The following is a 20,206-nucleotide window of genomic DNA, read 5'->3' as shown; positions in this document are numbered from 1 at the left end:
ACATATACTTAGTAACGCTTATCATAATATCATCGTTTTAGTATTAGTGGGATAAATTCATATTTCAAACTCCTTACCTTTTTCTCAGATGTACTTTCACCTCTATGCGACGGTTACGTTGTCTATTAGTCTGAGAGTCATTTTCTGCGATGGGGCGAGACTCTCCATAACCAATAGCTAACAGACGATAACCCTGACCTAATTTTTTTGATAAATATTCTGCTATTACTTCAGCTTGTAAAAATGACTTTTCTAGATTGACTTTTGCTTTTCCTCTATTATCAGTATAACCAGAAACGCTAATTATTACATCTTGATAATTTCTCAATTCACGAATTAAATTATCTACAATAACTCTGCCATCAAAACGAATTTTATTACTACCCGACTCAAACAAAATATCGCTAGGAAGAGTCACCATGTCAGCTTTAGTCAAAACTGGTGAAGAATATTGATTTCTCTGTTTATTTTTATTTGCAGAAGGGGGAGCAGCTAACTCTTGAGCAATTATATTTAACCTGGTTTCTAGATCTATATCACCTCTAGTGATATTTAGTTTATTTTCTATAGCTGTAGTACGAACAATAAGAGTTTTGAGCTGTGCTTGTAATTGTTTCAGTTCTGTTTCTAACTCAATTTTTTCTGCCTCAGTGAGTTGAACGCGGGGTTTTATAGTTTCTAAAATAGGTGCAGGAGGAGTAGTTGAAACTAGGGGCAACTGTTTTTCAGATACTCTACTCTTAAAATTATTAAGGAGTTTTTCTGCTATGGGTACCTTTTGAGAAGTAGAGGGATATTGAAAAGCGATCGCCATTCCCAGCACCCAGGAAAAACTGCTAGCTATCCCAAGCACTAACAAGCGAAATATCAAGGATAGTATTAACACACCTATCCCCGGAGAATTAGGGGGAATTCGATCAGGAGACAATTTACTCACAGTTTTTTTATTGGCGATATTTTTAATTTAGCTTTAGATCTGATTTTGGGAAAATTAGTTTTTTAAGTATAAGTTTTGAGGAAAAAAATTCCTCTTTCATAATTTCTTCCTCACTTTACCCAACCCTTTTTTTCCCTACTCCTGACTCCTGACTCCTACTCAAAAAACTTAATGTTGGCAAAAATACCAAATGATTTCTATATATCAGTCGCCATTACTAAGACAGACATTTTCACAGCTCTCAAATTTAATTGATGCTGCTAGTTTAACATCTGACTTCAGCTATATTTACCAGGGTTCTACTTCTACGAAACCTTGTTTGGTAAACAACACCTTAAACTCAGTCGTAGATTGATTATTATCTCGACTTAGTGCTTGTTGGTTTAATAGATCTGGCAGAGGAACTTTATCCACTTCATCAGCCGCAGTAGAACTTATTGGTTTGTACCCAATAATAGAACCATCGGCAGCGACCTTGACACGATAAATCAAATTTGTGTTTATTTCTGTTCTCCAATTATTATTAATTGTTTTAGATAGTAAATTCTGTAATCTTTCAATCTCTTTTGCATCAGTAATTTCTGAACTGGTAGTTAAAGATGACTCTAAATTTTTTTCAGATAGTTTCTTTTCATATGAATTATTAGTAGTTGACTCGGGAGAATATTCCCGACTTTTCGGGGTGGGAGTCTGATTAAAACCCGGTTCTGGGGTACCGGTAGGGGATGTCTCTAAATTATCTACGCTCTCGCTATCATTTGATTTTGGTTGAGGATCTTTGGGACGTTGTATTTCTGGAATAGGTATAAAGAATAAAGCTAATGCTGCTATTGCTAGCCCGGAGACTCCCACAGCAGCAGGCATAACCTTTGAAGCTAGAGGTTCCCCTGAGTTGGCCAGCTTTCGGGAAACAGGTATGAGTGACAAAGAAAAATCTGGTAAAGTTAGAGTATCAGCTATAAATTGGTCGATCGCCTCAACAAGATCAAATAATTCAACTGTGGTTAAGTCAATAATTCTTTCTGGTTGTTGGTGTTTTTTAGGGGAAATATTGCTATCAGAAAGTGTTAATCTGTGTACATTGGCATCTATTTTTTGTAAGTGCAGTAACTCTGGACTCTGACTATGGTGTTTAGGGCTAGATATTCCACTCAGAAATTCCTGAGTATAGCTACTAACTTCTCTCACCAAACTTTCAAAAAAATCTCGTCCTCCAGTCAATGGTGACTCTTGGCCATGAAGATGACATTCAGCACTCATTAATGTAGATAATACCTGCCCTTGCCCTGGACTTAAATTAAGAGTTTCTCCAGTATCACTCCAGCCTTGCAAAATCAATTTGCAGTTAGGTAAACTATACTGACGTTTAATAGTCATTGCATTTCTGCTCCATAAAACTGTTACAAAAGGTCATATTGTGACAATTTGATCTGTAATTTCCTCATCCAAAAACTATTGGCAATACTGATGAAATTTTGCTATGGCAATTATTCAATACTTTTATTTAGAAGGTTATTAACCATAATATTCTTTTTGATTTTGAGCAAAGATTTTTGTGCGGTACATCCAGTAATTCAAACAAGAGAATACCACTAAAGCTATCAAGCTAGAGTAGATAACTATAAATGTTAAGTTAATCACAAGTAAAGAGGAAATAACTTCTATACAAATTAAACCTATCAGGATATTGGCAATGGTTTCTCTAGGTAACAGGTTACAACATATTGCCCCCAGAGGTGCCCCAACAACAACCACTGGAATAGCTGCAAACCAATAACTACGCACTGGGTCGATAAAATCCTGAAAGACAAAGACCTGTAAAATAAATCCAGCTATAGCATTAACTGCCATGAGAATGACAGAAGTGGGGGTAGCAACCTTTTCGCAAAGGCCAAACAAAACTACCATTACAGAAAACGTAAATACATCAATTCCACTACCAACTAAACCACTCATAACTCCTCCGAGAAAACCAACTATTAACCAAATTCTCTGCTCTTTCACTCTCCAAACTGGCATGACTTGATACAATTCTCTTGGCTTTTGGTTTAATTTTAATAAGGTAATAGCAAAGCTGGTCAGCATAACAGTAAAAGACATTTTAATCACATCAGGGGGGACAAAAGGCGCTAAAAAGGCTGAACCTACAAATACTCCTAAAAAGCCACCCAGACTTCCCCACAAAATTACTCGTAGTTCTACTTTAATTCCAGTTAAAAGAATGGTAGTGGCAGCAGCAGTCATACCTACACTTTGAATGGCAAGGGAGAATATTTTAGCATCAGAAGGTGGAATGTGTAGAATTTTGGTAAAAACTGGAAATGCCACAGCTCCTCCTCCCAAGCTTGTACCCCCAGCTATAGCTGACCCAAAGACCATTGTTAAGGCTATTTCCCAATTATTTAGTAAATAGGAAAATGCTTCTGTTGCTCCTAGTAAGATTATGTACTCCAGACTAAGAGTGCAATGGATATTAAAACTGTATTTTGAGAAACTAATACTTTTAATTTGGTATTCAAATCCTGGTACCTCTTAAAATATCGTAATATATATTATCTTTTTTTTATGATCAACTTAGCTATCTAGCTAGCCAGGTTTTGTTAGTTCTCTCCCAAATAGTTGGGAAGCTTTAGACAAATTCATCCCTGGACAGGGATAGGCTATATGAACAACTAATGTGTTTTGATCATTGCTTTTTTTGAATTTTCTTTACAATTTTTATTATATTAATATATTTTGATTAATTTTTTGTCAATTATTAATCCCAAATTAGGCTAGCTACTATTCTATTTTTTGTAGTGGTTTGTCGGTAACCAGTCGGCTAAATTTCTGAGTTTACTATTAGAAAAATATGGGGCATACTTTAGTAAATCTTGATTACAGAAAAAATTAGGTTTAAAGTTGGCTAATCATAGGAAGGCAAAGAATTTTTTAGATACTCCAGGGGGTAAGCATTGAAGGGTAGGGAGCTAATAAAAAGGGAAAGCTCTTGAGTATTGTAGAGAAATGAATTCCACCAGATATTCCAAAAGAGAGAAAAGACTAAGAATTACTGTCGGTGAATGCTCTAGTTGAACTCGTTGGACAATAGTAACAAGTAATAGAAAAACTGAATAAAAATCCTCAAATCTCATTATTGCTAACCTCTAGTGGCCTGGGCCAGCCCTGAGAAAAAGCCCCACTTAAGAAGGAACTGGACTACAGCTATGGAAAAACAGAAGGGCAACTGGGACACCCAGAAAGGACGAGAAGAGTATTTGGAGGGGTCAACCTAACCCAAGTAAAGGAACGATAATTTGATGATCTACACAAAAAAAATTACCTAAGCTCTATATCATTTGAGTTCTTTCACAAAAATTATGGACTTAATTTATGATGACTGAATAAATCTGAAAATCGTTGATTTCTTATTCAAAGAGAGTGATAATTTTTTATTATTATATATTCATTTAGTTATAAGGAAAAATAGTTAAACAGACTGAAAAAAAAAAGTACAAAAAAAGAGAAAAAGCTGCTTTTAAGAGGGTAGAAAGGTTATTACTAAAAAAAGTAATTGCGATCGCGCTGCTAAAGGTTATTCTATCCAAGTTGTGGAAGTTTCAGAAAGTTTGGCCATCACTTGTCCTAGATTAAATCTTCTTTTGTAGTGGCCAAAATTTACCCTCAATATAGTTAGGCAATTTTTGATCGCTCCTGACCTAGAATATTTCTATTTGATCAATATTTTTGGGTGGTCAACACAGGGAAATAATGCTCCTATAAAATACTTTTCTTTTGACAGAATTTTAGATTTTCTTGCTGATCTGTAAACTTGCTCTGCACCAGCCGACTCTGGGTGACGGCCTGTGTCGTTTTGCAGTTACTTTTAAATCTCCTGATTTTTTATAGTTATCCCAACTTATTCGATGTAAAAATACATATTGCTCTATACAACTTGCACAAGGTTTTGCTCCAAATTCTGTGTTTTTTTTAGTTTTTCCTCTCACTATTGGACGTATGTGAAGTTTATTTAAAATTACTATTATATCATTTATTTGTTATTTTATTTGTAATTTTATATCTATTTTTGTTGAGAATATACTTCATATTATGTCCAAAAAAGTAATGCAATTGTCTATTTTTTAGACTTTCTAGACTGACACCTTTCTCTATTAGCAATACTTTTATGAATATTTTTTCTAAAATTAGTAATATTGAGATAAATTAAAGTTTCAAAAAAGTGGCTATAACTAGCAAATATCTAGCAGGTAAAGTACAATTAAAATTATATTAACAGAATATTTTTAACATGAACACAGTTGATTATCTAAGAATTAGTCTGATAGATCGTTGCAATTTTCGGTGTCAATATTGTATGCCAGAAGGTGCAGAAATAGATTATATCTTAAAACAAGATTTGTTAACTGATAATGAGTTATTAAGTCTGCTTAAAGAGGTGTTTATTCCTGTAGGTTTTACTCGGTTTCGCTTGACTGGAGGCGAGCCTTTATTACGTCCTAATGTTATAGGTTTGATTGAGGCGATCGCTTCTTTTCCTGAAACAAAAGATTTATCTATGACTACTAATGGTTTTTTACTATCAAAGATGGCAAAAGATTTATATAAAGCTGGTTTAAGAAGAATTAATATTAGTTTAGATACTCTTGATTCAGATACTTTTAATTTAATTATTGGAAATAAAAATCGTAGTCATTGGCAGCTAGTTTGGAATGGTATTCAAGCGGCTTATGAGGTTGGTTTTGATCCTTTAAAGATTAATGTAGTTATTATTCCTGGGGTTAATGATCATGAAGTTTTAGATTTAGCTGCTTTAACTATTAACCGTAATTGGCATATTCGATTTATTGAATTTATGCCTATAGGTAATGATAAATTGTTTGATAATAAGGGTTGGATTTCTTCTGAAGAATTAAGGCAAATAATTAGGAAAAAATGGGGGCTAACAGAGTCTTTTGTCCCGGGAAATGGACCGGCGGATATATTTCAAATTCCTGGAGCAAAAGGAACTTTAGGGTTTATTAGTCAGATGTCTGAATGCTTTTGCGATCGCTGTAATAGAATGCGTCTTTCTGCAGATGGATGGTTAAGACCTTGTCTATTAAATGAAATCGGTCAAATAGATTTAAAAAGTAGTTTGCGTAATGGAATTTCTGTGGAAGAGTTACGGCAGCAGGTGGAATATTTATTAGGTCTAAAACCAGAAATTAATTTTAAGCAAAGAGAGTCTGGCACTACTGGAATTTATAGTCGAACTATGTCACAAATTGGTGGTTAATATCCTCCCGAGGCTGCTCCTATGAGGCAGCACGGGATTCCCTAATATGACTTTTCAAGACTTTCTATTTATTAGTATATTTACCTCTTTTTTCCACTCCTTCAATACCTCATAATTAAATGATTTTTCTCCTTTTGTAAAAGTTTATATCCTAACCTAAAATCTGGATTTTTAAACCTAATATTTGAGAGAATATATTAATACTTAAAAACCCTCAATTTCTCCCGAATAATCTCCTGTTAATGCTCTTGCTAAACCTCAATAAAACTGAGTTTTTTTTATTATTAGGCTCCAGTTTAACGGCTTTTTCACAGGCAAAAATTATATCTTGAGCCTGATTATTTAAGCTGCAAAAAAAATATAAGTATCCTAAATTACTCGTATCTATTTCGACATCTGAATCTAATTTTTGTGCTTGATTATAAAGATTCATTGCTGGTTCCATTTTTCCCTATTTTGCTAATTTTTTACCTTCTTTTACCTTGGCAGGAGCAGCAAATTTGTTGGCTACAAGTTGAGGGTCTGTTTCTCTGGTTTTTGTATTAGTATCAAGGTCAATTTCTGGTTCTAGTTCTAGAGATTTTTTGAAGATAGAAATTGCTGGTTCCATTTTTCCCTATTTTGCTAATTTTTTACCTTCTTTTACTTTGGCAGGAGCAGCAAATTTGTTGGCTACAAGTTGGGGGTCTGTTTCTCTGGTTTTTGTATTAGGAACGAGGTCAATTTCTGGTTCTAGTTCTAGAGGTTTTTTGAAGATAGAAATTGCTGGTTCCATTTTTCCCTATTTTGCTAATTTTTTACCTTCTTTTACTTTGGCAGGAGCAGCAAATTTGTTGGCTACAAGTTGGGGGTCTGTTTCTCTGGTTTTTGTATTAGTATCAAGGTCAATTTCTGGTTCCAGTTCTAGAGATTTTTTGAAGATAGAAATTGTCTGTTTTATTTTTCCCTATTTTGCTAATTTTTTACCTTCTTTTATTTTGGCAGGAGCAGCAAATTTGTTGGCTACAAGTTGGGGGTCTGTTTCTCTGGTTTTTGTATTAGTATTGAGGCCAATTTCTGGTTCTAGTTCTAGAGATTTTTTGAAGATAGAAATTGTCTGTTTTATTTTTCCCTATTTTGCTAGTTTTTTACCTTCTTCTACTTTGGCATAAGCAGCAAATTTGTTGGCTACAAGTTGGGGGTCTGTTTCTCTGGTTTTTGTATTAGTATCAAGGTCAATTTCTGGTTCTAGTTCTAGAGGTTTTTTGAAGATAGAAATTGCTGGTTCCATTTTTCCCTATTTTGCTAATTTTTTACCTTCTTTTACTTTGGCAGGAGCAGCAAATTTGTTGGCTACAAGTTGGGGGTCTGTTTCTCTGGTTTTTGTATTAGTATCAAGGTCAATTTCTGGTTCCAGTTATAGAGCTTTTTTGAAGATAGAAATTGCTGGTTCCATTTTTCCCTATTTTGCTAATTTTTTACCTTCTTTTACTTTGGCAGGAGCAGCAAATTTGTTGGCTACAAGTTGGGGGTCTGTTTCTCTGGTTTTTGTATTAGTATCAAGGTCAATTTCTGGTTCTAGTTATAGAGCTTTTTTGAAGATAGAAATTGCTGATTCCATTTTTCCCTATTTTGCTAATTTTTTACCTTCTTTTACTTTGGCAGGAGCAGCAAATTTGTTGGCTACAAGTTGGGGGTCTGTTTCTCTGGTTTTTGTATTAGTATCAAGGTCAATTTCTGGTTCTAGTTCTAGAGCTTTTTTGAAGATAGAAATTGCTGGTTCCATTTTTCCCTATTTTGCTAATTTTTTACCTTCTTTTACTTTGGCAGGAGCAGCAAATTTGTTGGCTACAAGTTGGGGGTCTGTTTCTCTGGTTTTTGTATTAGTATCAAGGTCAATTTCTGGTTCCAGTTCTAGAGATTTTTTGAAGATAGAAATTGTCTGTTCCATTTTTCCCTATTTTGCTAATTTTTTACCTTCTTTTACTTTGGCAGGAGCAGCAAATTTGTTGGCTACAAGTTGGGGGTCTGTTTCTCTGGTTTTTGTATTAGGATCGAGGTCAATTTCTGGTTCTAGTTCTAGAGGTTTTTTGAAGATAGAAATTGCTGGTTCCATTTTTCCCTATTTTGCTAATTTTTTACCTTCTTTTACTTTGGCAGGAGCAGCAAATTTGTTGGCTACAAGTTGGGGGTCTGTTTCTCTGGTTTTTGTATTAGTATCAAGGTCAATTTCTGGTTCCAGTTCTAGAGATTTTTTGAAGATAGAAATTGTCTGTTCCATTTTTCCCTATTTTGCTAATTTTTTACCTTCTTTTACTTTGGCAGGAGCAGCAAATTTGTTGGCTACAAGTTGGGGGTCTGTTTCTCTGGTTTTTGTATTAGTATCAAGGTCAATTTCTGGTTCCAGTTCTAGAGATTTTTTGAAGATAGAAATTGTCTGTTTTATTTTTCCCTATTTTGCTAATTTTTTACCTTCTTTTACTTTGGCAGGAGCAGCAAATTTGTTGGCTACAAGTTGGGGGTCTATTTCTCTGGTTTTTGTATTAGTATTGAGGTCAATTTCTGGTTCCAGTTCTAGAGGTTTTTTGAAGATAGAAATTGCTGGTTCCATTTTTCCCTATTTTGCTAATTTTTTACCTTCTTTTACTTTGGCAGGAGCAGAAAATTTGTTGGCTACAAGTTGGGGGTCTGTTTCTCTGGTTTTTGTATTAGTATCAAGGTCAATTTCTGGTTCCAGTTCTAGAGATTTTTTGAAGATAGAAATTGTCTGTTTTATTTTTCCCTATTTTGCTAATTTTTTACCTTCTTTTACTTTGGCAGGAGCAGCAAATTTGTTGGCTACAAGTTGGGGGTCTGTTTCTCTGGTTTTTGTATTAGTATCAAGGTCAATTTCTGGTTCCAGTTCTAGAGATTTTTTGAAGATAGAAATTGCTGGTTCCATTTTTCCCTATTTTGCTAATTTTTTACCTTCTTTTACTTTGGCAGGAGCAGCAAATTTGTTGGCTACAAGTTGGGGGTCTGTTTCTCTGGTTTTTGTATTAGTATCAAGGTCAATTTCTGGTTCCAGTTCTAGAGGTTTTTTGAAGATAGAAATTGCTGGTTCCATTTTTCCCTATTTTGCTAATTTTTTACCTTCTTTTACTTTGGCAGGAGCAGCAAATTTGTTGGCTACAAGTTGGGGGTCTGTTTCTCTGGTTTTTGTATTAGTATCAAGGTCAATTTCTGGTTCCAGTTCTAGAGATTTTTTGAAGATAGAAATTGCTGGTTCCATTTTTCCCTATTTTGCTAATTTTTTACCTTCTTTTACTTTGGCAGGAGCAGCAAATTTGTTGGCTACAAGTTGGGGGTCTGTTTCTCTGGTTTTTGTATTAGTATCAAGGTCAATTTCTGGTTCCAGTTCTAGAGGTTTTTTGAAGATAGAAATTGCTGGTTCCATTTTTCCCTATTTTGCTAATTTTTTACCTTCTTTTACTTTGGCAGGAGCAGCAAATTTGTTGGCTACAAGTTGAGGGTCTGTTTCTCTGGTTTTTGTATTAGGAACGAGGTCAATTTCTGGTTCCAGTTCTAGAGCTTTTTTGAAGATAGAAATTGCTGGTTCCATTTTTCCCTATTTTGCTAATTTTTTACCTTCTTTTACTTTGGCAGGAGCAGCAAATTTTTTGGCTACAAGTTGGGGGTCTGTTTCTCTGGTTTTTGTATTAGTATCAAGGTCAATTTCTGGTTCCAGTTCTAGAGGTTTTTTGAAGATAGAAATTGCTGGTTCCATTTTTCCCTATTTTGCTAATTTTTTACCTTCTTTTACTTTGGCAGGAGCAGCAAATTTGTTGGCTACAAGTTGGGGGTCTGTTTCTCTGGTTTTTGTATTAGTATCAAGGTCAATTTCTGGTTCCAGTTCTAGAGATTTTTTGAAGATAGAAATTGCTGGTTCCATTTTTCCCTATTTTGCTAATTTTTTACCTTCTTTTACTTTGGCAGGAGCAGCAAATTTTTTGGCTACAAGTTGGGGGTCTGTTTCTCTGGTTTTTGTATTAGTATCAAGGTCAATTTCTGGTTCTAGTTCTAGAGATTTTTTGAAGATAGAAATTGCTGGTTCCATTTTTCCCTATTTTGCTAATTTTTTACCTTCTTTTACTTTGGCAGGAGCAGCAAATTTGTTGGCTACAAGTTGGGGGTCTGTTTCTCTGGTTTTTGTATTAGTATCAAGGTCAATTTCTGGTTCCAGTTCTAGAGATTTTTTGAAGATAGAAATTGTCTGTTTTATTTTTCCCTATTTTGCTAATTTTTTACCTTCTTTTACTTTGGCAGGAGCAGCAAATTTGTTGGCTACAAGTTGGGGGTCTGTTTCTCTGGTTTTTGTATTAGTATCAAGGTCAATTTCTGGTTCCAGTTCTAGAGATTTTTTGAAGATAGAAATTGTCTGTTTTATTTTTCCCTATTTTGCTAATTTTTTACCTTCTTTTACTTTGGCAGGAGCAGCAAATTTGTTGGCTACAAGTTGGGGGTCTGTTTCTCTGGTTTTTGTATTAGTATCAAGGTCAATTTTTTGAGTAACTAACTTAGCTTCTACTGCCATTCCCACTAATTCCGCTGGGTTCTTAATTGCTTCCTCTATCTCATCTTTTTCCAAAGAAGTTACTAATATTAGAGGTCATTAATTATAACCTTGCCCTTAGAACCAAATATTTTTTTACCTTCCTCATCATCCTTCTTTGGCCAGTGTTGAAATCGAAACTTACCATATTTTTCCAAGATATTAGTAATACCTTCGGCATCTTTAACAGGAGCTTTAAAATCAAAATCTCCTAACTTTTATTTTTTCAAAAATGGATAACAATTAATTCCAAAAACTACAGCCTCTTTACCCATAATTAAAACTATTTAATAGTGATACTATTCCATTCATGAGAAATATAAATTAATAGATATCTCAAAAGAAGTTGCTCAAATCCTGAGCCGCTTTTCTAACATCAACATTTTTGAGCAAAGTATATTAAATTTTGCTTTAGGTATTATCATAAATTATTACTCTACAAAAATTAACTAGTTATTTACCATTTGATATTTAAACCATAAATTTTTATTTTTTATCAATTTATTAAATATAGTCATGCTATCTAAAAAGTGAAAAAATTGGCGACTGTTAGGAAGGAAGTAGAGGGCAAAAAACAGAAATAACCGGAGAAAAAGCTATTCTTTAATAATTAAAGTAATTTGTTCTGAAGCTCTTAGCTATTACACCCAAGTTCTTGTCGCCAAAAGCGGTAAAATTTTGGAAAAAATAAAAATATGATTGTTATATATTTCATAATTATTAGTTTTTTTTGTTTAGAGTTTTACTTTTTATAAATTTTCCACAATCTGGAATTTATTTAATGTCCTATGACTAAAAAATTAATTCCAGTTATGATTCAATTAAGCGATCGCTCTTATGTTCTGGAGTAAAAAAAATGACTGACTATTTCCGAAAAAGTATCTGTGCTATTTCTGCTAAAATTTATATAGTTTAGACTTGACGATTTAATAACTATTCAACTATTTGAGTATTTAACTCTTAGAGATATAATGGTTTAAGATTAATAAATTAAATAGCCTATTCTTTTCAGTCATTAGACCTTTAATAATTGTCAGTAAAAATTATCCTTAAATCATAAAAATATGGTTCTTAAATATTGGAAATATTTTCTCATAGGATTATGCTTAGTATTGACCATAGGAATATTTAGTAGCTTTAGCTTAAGTTCAAAACAGGAAAAATCACCAATGGTAGACTTAATAATTACTGCTCCACTACCCGAGTGGATAGAACAAATTACTCCCACGGGAGAAGCAAAATCTTTAAGTCAAATTCTGATTCGGTTTAAAGAACCTTTAATTCCTTTGGAAACTGTAGGTTCTCTAGAACAACAGGAAAAATTAAAGCAGTTTGAAATTTTCCCGGAATTACCTGGTCAATTCCGATTTTTGACTCCGAAAATGGTAGGTTTTCAATCAGAAGAAGCCTTGCCAAAATCCACCAGATTTAAAGTTACTCTAAAATCTGGTTTATCTGACTTAAAAAATCATCAATTAGATCAAGATTTAGTCTGGACTTTTAATACTGAACCAGTCAAACTAACAAATTTACCAAGGAGTAGCAGAAAAGAACCAATTAATATAAATCCAACTTTAAAATTCACCTCAAATGTGGAATTGGATTTAGATTCAATTACAAAAAAATTAAAATTTTTGCCAGATGGTAAGACAGAAAGCTTACCCTTTGTAGTTAGTTTAGAAAAATTAGAAAATTCTGAAAAAGAACAATCTCCCAGAGAAAAATTTGACCCTTCTTGGCATCAATGGAATTATTTAATTACTCCCCAAGTAACTCTAGAAAAAGGTACTAAATATCGGCTAGAATTTGACTCAGGTATTCAAACATTGAAAGGTAATTTACCTAGTCAAACACCTTTCATTAGTGAAGTAGAAACCTACTCTAATTTTGAATTTTCTCAACTCAAATTTTCCGAGAGAAGGAGTATATTTGTTAAAGGTAATCCTATATTAGAATTTAATCATGGAATTGTAGAAGATTCAGCGGTTAAAAATATTACAATTGAGCCCGCACCAAAAGAAACTAAAAATCTGATTCAAGCTAACAATAACTATAACATTGTTCGTCTTAATCCTTTGCTGTTAGAACCCGATACAAATTATAAAATTACTATTGGTTCTAATACCAAAGATAAATTTGGGCAAATACTAGGAAAGCCCGTTGTCTTAGATTATCAAACAGGAGATTTATTAGGAGATATTTCTGTTCCTTCAGGGTTAAAAATTTTCGCGTCTAGTCAAGATTTACAACTAAAAATTTCTACAGTAAATCTGCCAGAATCAGAATATAAAGCAACCTATAAAGTTGTACAACCAACAGATTTAGTTTACACAGAGTCAGCCTATCCTATAAATAATCGGAAGAACTTATTACCGATAAATAAAAAGTGGCAAAAATATCCTGTTTCTGGAGAAAAAAATAAAATAACAGAAGTAGCAATTCCCCTTCAAGAAAAATTGGGTGGTCAGACCGGAATGTTAGCTTATGGAGTACAAGCTCGGACGAGTTTTTCTGAACAAAACGGTCAGGAAAAATGGCAAGAACCAGAATTTTATGGATTAATACAATTAACAAATTTAAGAGTATTTGCTCAGTGGTTTCCAGAGTCGGGAATTATTAGAGTAAATCATCTAGATGATGGTTCTCCAGTTGTGGCAAATGTGGAGATTTATCAATTGCAATTAAATTCTAAATCTCAATCTCAAACGACTCCTTGTGCTACTGGAAAAACTGATAAAAATGGTCTGGTAAATTTAACTAAAACAGACTTAAAAAAATGTATGAACGGTCAGCTTTTTTCTCAACCACCAGAACTATTAGTAATTGCTAAAGAAAATCAAGATTGGGCATTTACTATAACTAAAGAATATAGTATAAACTATGATTATGACATTAATTATGGTTGGGATAGTGGAAAACCTAAATCGCGGGGTACTATTTTTTCAGATAGAAAAATTTATCAACCAGGAGAAAAAGTTTGGTTGACTGGAGCTGCTTATTATTTGGAAAATGGCAACTTGAAACAAGCCAAAAATACAGATTATCAAATTACTCTGATAAATCCAGATGGTAATAATAAAAACTTAGGCACTCAGACAACTAATAAATTTGGTACTTTTTCTCTCGAAATTCCTCTGGATAGTAATCAGCTATTCGGTTATTACACCGTAAAAGCAAAAGGAGAAAATGGTGTAGAAATTTACGGACTATTTCGTGTCGCTGAATTTCAACCACCTAATTTTCAAGTTGACTTGAAACTTGATAAACAAATTGTTTTACTTGGTGAAAAAATTGGGGTAAAAGCTGAAAGTAATTATTTGTTTGGTTCCCCGTTGCAAGGGGGAAAAGCTAAATATTATCTGACTCGTACAAAAACAGAATTTTCTCCAAAAAATTGGCAAGAATTTTCTTTTGGTCGTCAATGGTTTTGGCCGGAAAAAATACCAAATGTTCCTAATAATGTGCTGACAAAAAATGTAATACTAGATAATAATGGTGGCGATAATCAAATATTTACAGTTGGGAAAGATTTACCTTATCCAATGAATTATCAAGTAGATCTGGAAGTAACAGATATATCCAATCTTTCTGTAGCAGATACTCAAACATTTACTGCTCTAACAAGTCAGAAGTTAATAGGTTTAAAAAGTAAATTTGTTGCTGATGCGAATAAAAAATTTCCAGTAGAAATTATTGTGACTAACTCTCAAGGAAAAGCACTTTCTGGGGAAAATATTCTACTGGAATTACAAAAAATGGAATACAGTGCAGTCACCCAGAGTGCTGTCGCCCAAGTAGAATACAAAACTGTTGCTACCGAAAAAGTTATAAGCAACAACAAACCCAAGACCGTCAACCTTACACCCCCAGAACCAGGCAGTTATCGCATTCGTGCCAACTTTGCCAATGCTGAGGATGACATTACTGCTACTGATATTCAGGTTTGGGCAACGGGAGCAGGGCGAGTTTATTGGGGAAGCCAGAAGGAAGAACGTCTAAAAATAAAATTCGATAAAGACACCTACCAAGTAGGGGAAACTGCAACTGCTTTAATTCAGTCGCCCTATCCAGAAGGGGAATTATATTTTGCTGTCGTGCGTGATAAACCTCTATATGAAAAAATTGTCAAAGTTAAAAGTGGCGCACCGGAAATTCAATTTCAAGTTACAGAAAATATGTTACCTAATGCTGCAGTGGAGGCAGTGTTAGTCCCGCAAGGTCAACCACTGCCAGATGTGGAACCTGGGTGTGTGGAAAATTTGATGAAAGTTGGTTTTACTCCATTGAAAATTGATTTGACGGACAAATACTTAAAGGTGGAAGTGACACCCCAAAGTCTGGAGTTACAACCAGGGGCAATGGAAAATGTGGAGTTGGCACTGAAAAATAATCAAGGGCAACCGATAAAAGGTCAGTTGACAGTGATGGTAGTGAATGAAGCGGTGTTACAACTGAGTGGTTATCGACCACCAAATTTGGTTGAGACTGTCTACGCGCAGCAACCAATATCTACCCGCTACTCGCAGCAAGCAATATCTACTCGTTTCAATGATAACTGCAAAGCAAGAAAAATGACAATGGCAAGATCGAATAGTACAGGTTACATATCAAGTTCAAATGAGAATATTAGAGATGGGATATCATCTGGCGGTGTTAGTACTCGCATTCGGAAATATTTTCAGTCTTTAGCTTATTATAATGGGTCTGTTCTTACGGATGATCAAGGTAAAGCAACGGTAAGTTTTAATATACCAGATGATTTAACAACCTGGCGTATAATGGCTGTTGCCACAGATGGGAATTTACATTTTGGCAATGGAGAGGCGACTTTTATTACGACTCAACCTTTAATGTCAAATGCTATGTTGCCTCAGTTTGCTCGTATTGGTGACAAGTTTGAGGGTGGTGTAGCCGTTACGAATAATACTGGCAAAAAAGGAAGTCTAAAAATAAATGGGGAAGTTAGTCAGAATATTTTGTTTACTAAAAATTCCCAAACTACAGAAACTCTAAAAATAAAAGCAGACCCAGGCACGAATGCTTACCGCTTTCCCATGGAGGCAAAACAACCTGGCGAGGCAAAAGTGCAGTTTAGGACTGGCTTGAATGACCTTGACACTGATGGGTTTGAAGTTGCTTTACCCGTTCGGTCTTTGGCAGCAAGTGAAACTGTGGTGGAGTCTGGTATAACTGAGTCTCAAGTGCAAATTCCTCTGAATATTACTGAGAATGTGATGCCAGATGTGGGAGGTCTGGAAATATTTATGGCAAGTACCTTGATACCAGAAATTACTGCTCCGGCAAAAGCAGTGTTGAAAAAAGACCAGTTACCATTTCTTGAACCTGTGGCTAGTCAGTTAGCGATCGCTTCTAATTTACAAATTTTAGGTAAAAAATATGAGCAAGCATTTGTAGACTTTAACCCAGAGGAACAGGCAAAAATAACATTAGAAAAATTAGAAAAGTTACAACTGCCAGATGGCGGTTTTGGTTATTATCCAGGGCAGGAAATTTCTAACCCTTATTTGACTGCTTATGCCGGGGAGGCGATCGCTCAAGCCCAAAAAGCATTTCCAAATTTAGTGAATGACTCAATGTTAAATGGTCTACGGAATTACTTAAACAACCTATTAGCAAACCCAGGTAAATATGATTATTGTACCGAACAACCCTGTAAAAATCAGGTGCGGTTAAATGTCTTAATAGCATTGTCAGAATTAGGTTATACCCGCAAGAATTTCCTGTCAGATATTTATCAACAACGGGAAAAATTGTCACTAGTCAACCAAATTAGACTAGGGCGTTATTTATCTAGTTTCCCCCAGTGGCGTCAGCAGTCAGAAGAAATATTTAGGGAAATTCAGAACAGTGTTTATGAAACAGGGCGCAGTGCCACATTGAATTTACCACCTACCTGGGGATGGATGAATTCAACTACCGCAAGTCAAGCTCAAGCATTGCGACTATTTATTACCCGCGACGCCAAACCAGAAGTAATAGACCGAATATTACAAAGTTTGCTCAACTTGCGGCGGGATGGCACCTGGCGTACAACTTATGATAATGCCGAAGCATTGAGGGCGTTGGTTACTTATAGCAATACTCAACCCACCCCACCAGACTTTGTCACAACCGCCAATTTATCTGGTAAACAGCTAGATACTACCCGTTTTCAAGGTTATGAAAATCAAAATCTATCTGTGAATGTGGCAATGGATGGGTTGCCAAAAGGTAAATCAGATCTAGTCTTGGAAAAATCAGGGGAAGGGAAGTTGCATTATTTAGTTGAGTATAGTTATCGTCTCCCAGGAAACCAGCCAGGAAAGTATAACGGTCTGCGAGTAGCACGTGAAATTAGTCTGGCAAATGAAGAGGAAATATGGCAACGGATGGATATCTCTGAGGTTCCATCAACATTAGATGTTGTTGCAGGTCAAGTCTTTGATATTGGAGTCGAAATTATTGTAGACCACCCTGTAGACCATGTAGTGATCAGGGACCCACTGCCAGCAGGTTTAGAAGCAGTTGATACCAGTTTTCAAACTTCCACTTCTGCTGTGAAGGCAAAAGCTGATAGTTGGCAAATACAATATCAACAGATATATAGCGATCGTATCGAAGCTTACGCTGAGGGTTTAAAGCCTGGGGTATATACCTTACACTATTTAGCTAGGTCTGTGACTCCCGGAACGTTTATATGGCCTGGAGCAGAAGCGCGGTTACAATATGCCCCCGAAGAATTTGGGCGATCGGCAACGGCGACGTTGGTTGTGAAGTAGTTATAGCAATTTTTTTAATTTGTGAGGTACGGATATTTGATTCCCCTTAAGTCCCTGGAAGTTCAAATTCCAGCTTTAAAAGGAGAATATTAGGGGACCTCATCTAACAAAAAAAACCTATATTTTTAGGGTACGTTTTGCGTACCCTAATTAATGTTATTATTTAAAATATGTACTTCACTCATTAAAATAAATCTTTAAGGAAAAAAGTTCCTATTGAAATTCAAAGTGTGGATTTTTGCATAACTTGTGTCAAGGCTTTGATAATTAATCAACTAGCCCTAAATAAAGTGCGAGCATCTTCCTTAGATAATAGAAGATACTCGCAACTATATTCAGAATCAAATCAGAATCAAACAAGACAATTTTAACTGTGGCAGCTAAATATTTTGGTGTTTATTTTTACAGTTTTATAGGCTTAAATTAATAATGATTACCTACTTTTCTATGATGCACTGCAGGCAAAACATCTGAGTCACTAACTCGCCCATTATCAACAGTCGCATAAATAATCCAATGGTCACTTGCCTCCATCCGAGTTGCCACTTCACACTCTAAATAAGCTAGAGCATCACTCAAAATGGGGCTACCATTATTAGCAGTTTGAGTATTTACCCCTGCAAAACGGTCTGCACCAGGTTTAAAGCGCTTCAAAAAATGTCGCATCAAATATTGATAGTTATCTTCTCGCAATACATTTAAGACAAAGCGATCGCCTACTTGCATTAGTGCCTCAATAGCTCGATCCTTTGCTACTGCGATAGAAACTCCCAATGGTTTAAAACTAGCTTGCACTACCCAAGAAGCTAACATGGCACTACTAACCTCACCTTTACTAGCAGTAATAATATACAAACCTCCACTCAGGCGACCTAAAGCCTTATCCAGGCCACTATCAAGGGATTTCATCTGCTTAATATTTTCCTTGATACTCAAAAGTTGTCCTGCATCTGTTCCAGCTTCTTCACACAACTTGTAAGTTAATTCTGAGGGTGTTTCTTTGATTGTAATATTAGGAAATGCTTGCTTGAGCCCTAGTCCTTTAAACTGGATAGCAAGAGGATAAATAGATAAGTCATCCCCTCCACCTGATTCAAATAAGCCAAATGTTTGTTTTTTATTAGCTGCTGCTAAAATAGTGCTGATGCCTATTTCCGCAGTAGTAGCGATAGGACCTGTACTGGGAGGAGCTCCAATCACAATTCCTTTGGCCATTTCTACCAGTTCTCTAACCTCTTGGGGATCAGCAGACTTTAAGTCCATCATTTCTACAGCTACCCCTGTTTTGATTATCCCATGGGCAATAGCTTGGGAGAGGCGATCGCTATAACCATAATCAGAAATGTAGAATACTGCTACTGTTTTTTCTGCTTTGCTTTTTGCTTGACTCCACTCCTGATAACGGTTTGTTAGTTCTACTAAGTTATGACGTAGGAGAGGACCGTGACCTGTCGCAATAGTATTGATATCTCCCAGTGCCTTCATGCGTTTCATGGCATTTAAAACTGAGCGAGCATTGGGGGCCATGAGACATTCATAATAGAATTTATAATCTGCTTCTATATCACTGAGAGTTTCATCATAAGTTTTGTCTGAGCAATAGTGCATCCCAAAAGCATCACAGGTAAATAGGGTTTGGGTTTTACGATCATAGCTAAATATTGTATCAGGCCAATGTAAATTGGGAGCTGAAACAAATTCTAAAACGTGACCATTACCTAAATCCAGTTGATCTCCATTTTTGACAATTTGTTTTTTAAATGGTATATGAGTTAAATTTTCTAAAAATTGAATTGCTATTTTTGCCCCAACTACTGTAATTTGTGGAGCTAGTTCAATAATGTCTTTAGCTAAACCACTATGATCGGGTTCAGTATGACTAATAATTAAGTAATCTATTTCGGTAGGTTTGATCAGACCCAATAGAGTATCTAGGTACAATTGGCGAAACTTTCCATGGGATGTATCCACCAAAGCAGTTTTTTCTCCTTGAATGATAAAGGAGTTATATGTGGTACCATTCTGTAGACCAAATTCTATATCAAAGCGATCGCGGTCCCAATCTAGAGAACGAATGGCCATTGTATCAGAGGCAATTTTATTTGTCTCTATTGTCAGTCTATTTTTGACTGGATCTGTTATTGCTACCATCAGAGACCTCTTTCTAAAAAAAATGGTTATTTCTATTCTATTAACATTTTGACCTAAAAACTTGGTTTAAAGCCCCACTCATAAGTAGAGACCTTTGAGTTTTTTTTATATATTATATACTATTTTAGTAATTTCTTAATGATTCCTGGGGGGATAGTCCGAGATAAAAAATAGATATGGATCTCTCGGGCTCACCCCTAGCCAAGAGCTTTAGCTAAGTAGAAATATCCATACCTTTTGCTTGGGGAGGATGTCAAAAAAAGCAAGAATTCAGCACCTTAGCAGTCAGCTCCAGAGTTTTTCCTCCGTCTAGCTGCGGAAAAAGATACATAAAAGTAATCAAATAATTATGTAAAGCTTATCATATTTTTCCTGTAGGATTTTAATTTTTCCTTCTAGCTGATAGCTGACAACTGAATGCTTACACCTACTGATAATATCAAGAGCAGTATTACTTAGAAAAATACATTTTTAATTCTATGGAATATCCTATT

The 20,206-nt window shown here is 35.1% G+C and carries 10 protein-coding genes; 5 read left to right on the top strand and 5 right to left on the bottom strand.

Annotated features, from left to right (window positions below):
- Window positions 1-73: 73 nt before the first annotated feature.
- The 3 genes from TERY_RS01435 to TERY_RS01425 all read right to left on the bottom strand — a co-directional run bounded on the left by TERY_RS01435 (window position 74) and on the right by TERY_RS01425 (window position 3,316).
- Window positions 74-937 (bottom strand): OmpA family protein, encoded by an 864-nt coding sequence (locus TERY_RS01435; protein ID WP_044136280.1) that lies wholly within the window; start codon window positions 935-937, stop codon window positions 74-76.
- 288 nt (window positions 938-1,225) lie between these two features.
- Window positions 1,226-2,314 (bottom strand): DUF4335 domain-containing protein, encoded by a 1,089-nt coding sequence (locus TERY_RS01430; RefSeq protein ID WP_011610183.1) that lies wholly within the window; start codon window positions 2,312-2,314, stop codon window positions 1,226-1,228.
- A gap of 138 nt (window positions 2,315-2,452) precedes the next feature.
- On the bottom strand, window positions 2,453-3,316 hold the full coding sequence (locus TERY_RS01425) for a TSUP family transporter (RefSeq protein ID WP_011610182.1): 864 nt from the start codon (window positions 3,314-3,316) through the stop codon (window positions 2,453-2,455).
- A 1,909-nt stretch (window positions 3,317-5,225) separates the two neighbouring features.
- On the opposite strand from TERY_RS01425, the gene moaA reads away from it, so the two are divergent.
- On the top strand, window positions 5,226-6,212 hold the full coding sequence (moaA, locus tag TERY_RS01420; RefSeq protein ID WP_011610181.1) for a GTP 3',8-cyclase MoaA: 987 nt from the start codon (window positions 5,226-5,228) through the stop codon (window positions 6,210-6,212).
- 451 nt (window positions 6,213-6,663) lie between these two features.
- Here moaA and TERY_RS32015 read toward each other — a convergent pair whose 3' ends face one another.
- Window positions 6,664-6,822 (bottom strand): hypothetical protein, encoded by a 159-nt coding sequence (locus tag TERY_RS32015; protein ID WP_155994221.1) that lies wholly within the window; start codon window positions 6,820-6,822, stop codon window positions 6,664-6,666.
- On the opposite strand from TERY_RS32015, the gene TERY_RS01410 reads away from it, so the two are divergent.
- The 4 genes from TERY_RS01410 to TERY_RS01395 all read left to right on the top strand — a co-directional run bounded on the left by TERY_RS01410 (window position 6,797) and on the right by TERY_RS01395 (window position 17,561).
- Window positions 6,797-7,363 (top strand): hypothetical protein, encoded by a 567-nt coding sequence (locus TERY_RS01410; RefSeq protein ID WP_155994220.1) that lies wholly within the window; start codon window positions 6,797-6,799, stop codon window positions 7,361-7,363. The two genes, TERY_RS32015 and TERY_RS01410, sit on opposite strands and share 26 nt — an antisense overlap.
- Window positions 7,364-7,375: 12 nt before the next feature.
- Window positions 7,376-9,700: a hypothetical protein gene (locus TERY_RS01405; RefSeq protein ID WP_155994219.1), complete on the top strand. Its 2,325-nt coding sequence runs from the start codon at window positions 7,376-7,378 to the stop codon at window positions 9,698-9,700.
- A gap of 66 nt (window positions 9,701-9,766) precedes the next feature.
- Window positions 9,767-10,738, top strand: a complete 972-nt coding sequence (locus TERY_RS01400; RefSeq protein ID WP_011610179.1) for a hypothetical protein — start codon at window positions 9,767-9,769, stop codon at window positions 10,736-10,738.
- A 1,213-nt stretch (window positions 10,739-11,951) separates the two neighbouring features.
- Complete coding sequence (locus TERY_RS01395) at window positions 11,952-17,561, top strand: alpha-2-macroglobulin family protein (protein ID WP_011610178.1); 5,610 nt, start codon at window positions 11,952-11,954, stop codon at window positions 17,559-17,561.
- 423 nt (window positions 17,562-17,984) lie between these two features.
- Here TERY_RS01395 and TERY_RS01390 read toward each other — a convergent pair whose 3' ends face one another.
- Window positions 17,985-19,712, bottom strand: a complete 1,728-nt coding sequence (locus TERY_RS01390) for a diflavin flavoprotein (protein WP_011610177.1) — start codon at window positions 19,710-19,712, stop codon at window positions 17,985-17,987.
- Between the last annotated feature and the right edge of the window lie 494 nt (window positions 19,713-20,206).

This window comes from Trichodesmium erythraeum IMS101 (genome assembly GCF_000014265.1).
GTDB lineage: Bacteria > Cyanobacteriota > Cyanobacteriia > Cyanobacteriales > Microcoleaceae > Trichodesmium > Trichodesmium erythraeum.
The sequence above is the reverse complement of the archived record's forward strand: the minus strand, read 5'-3'. Positions and strand labels throughout refer to the sequence as shown.

Coding starts and splice junctions, on each gene's coding strand:
- TERY_RS01425 (WP_011610182.1), bottom strand. CDS start 3,316: ATGGTCTTTGGGTCAGCTATAGCTGGGGGTACAAGCTTGGGAGGAGGA.
- TERY_RS32015 (WP_155994221.1), bottom strand. CDS start 6,822: ATGGAACCAGCAATTTCTATCTTCAAAAAATCTCTAGAACTAGAACCA.
- moaA (WP_011610181.1), top strand. CDS start 5,226: ATGAACACAGTTGATTATCTAAGAATTAGTCTGATAGATCGTTGCAAT.
- TERY_RS01395 (WP_011610178.1), top strand. CDS start 11,952: ATGGTAGACTTAATAATTACTGCTCCACTACCCGAGTGGATAGAACAA.
- TERY_RS01430 (WP_011610183.1), bottom strand. CDS start 2,314: ATGACTATTAAACGTCAGTATAGTTTACCTAACTGCAAATTGATTTTG.
- TERY_RS01390 (WP_011610177.1), bottom strand. CDS start 19,712: ATGGTAGCAATAACAGATCCAGTCAAAAATAGACTGACAATAGAGACA.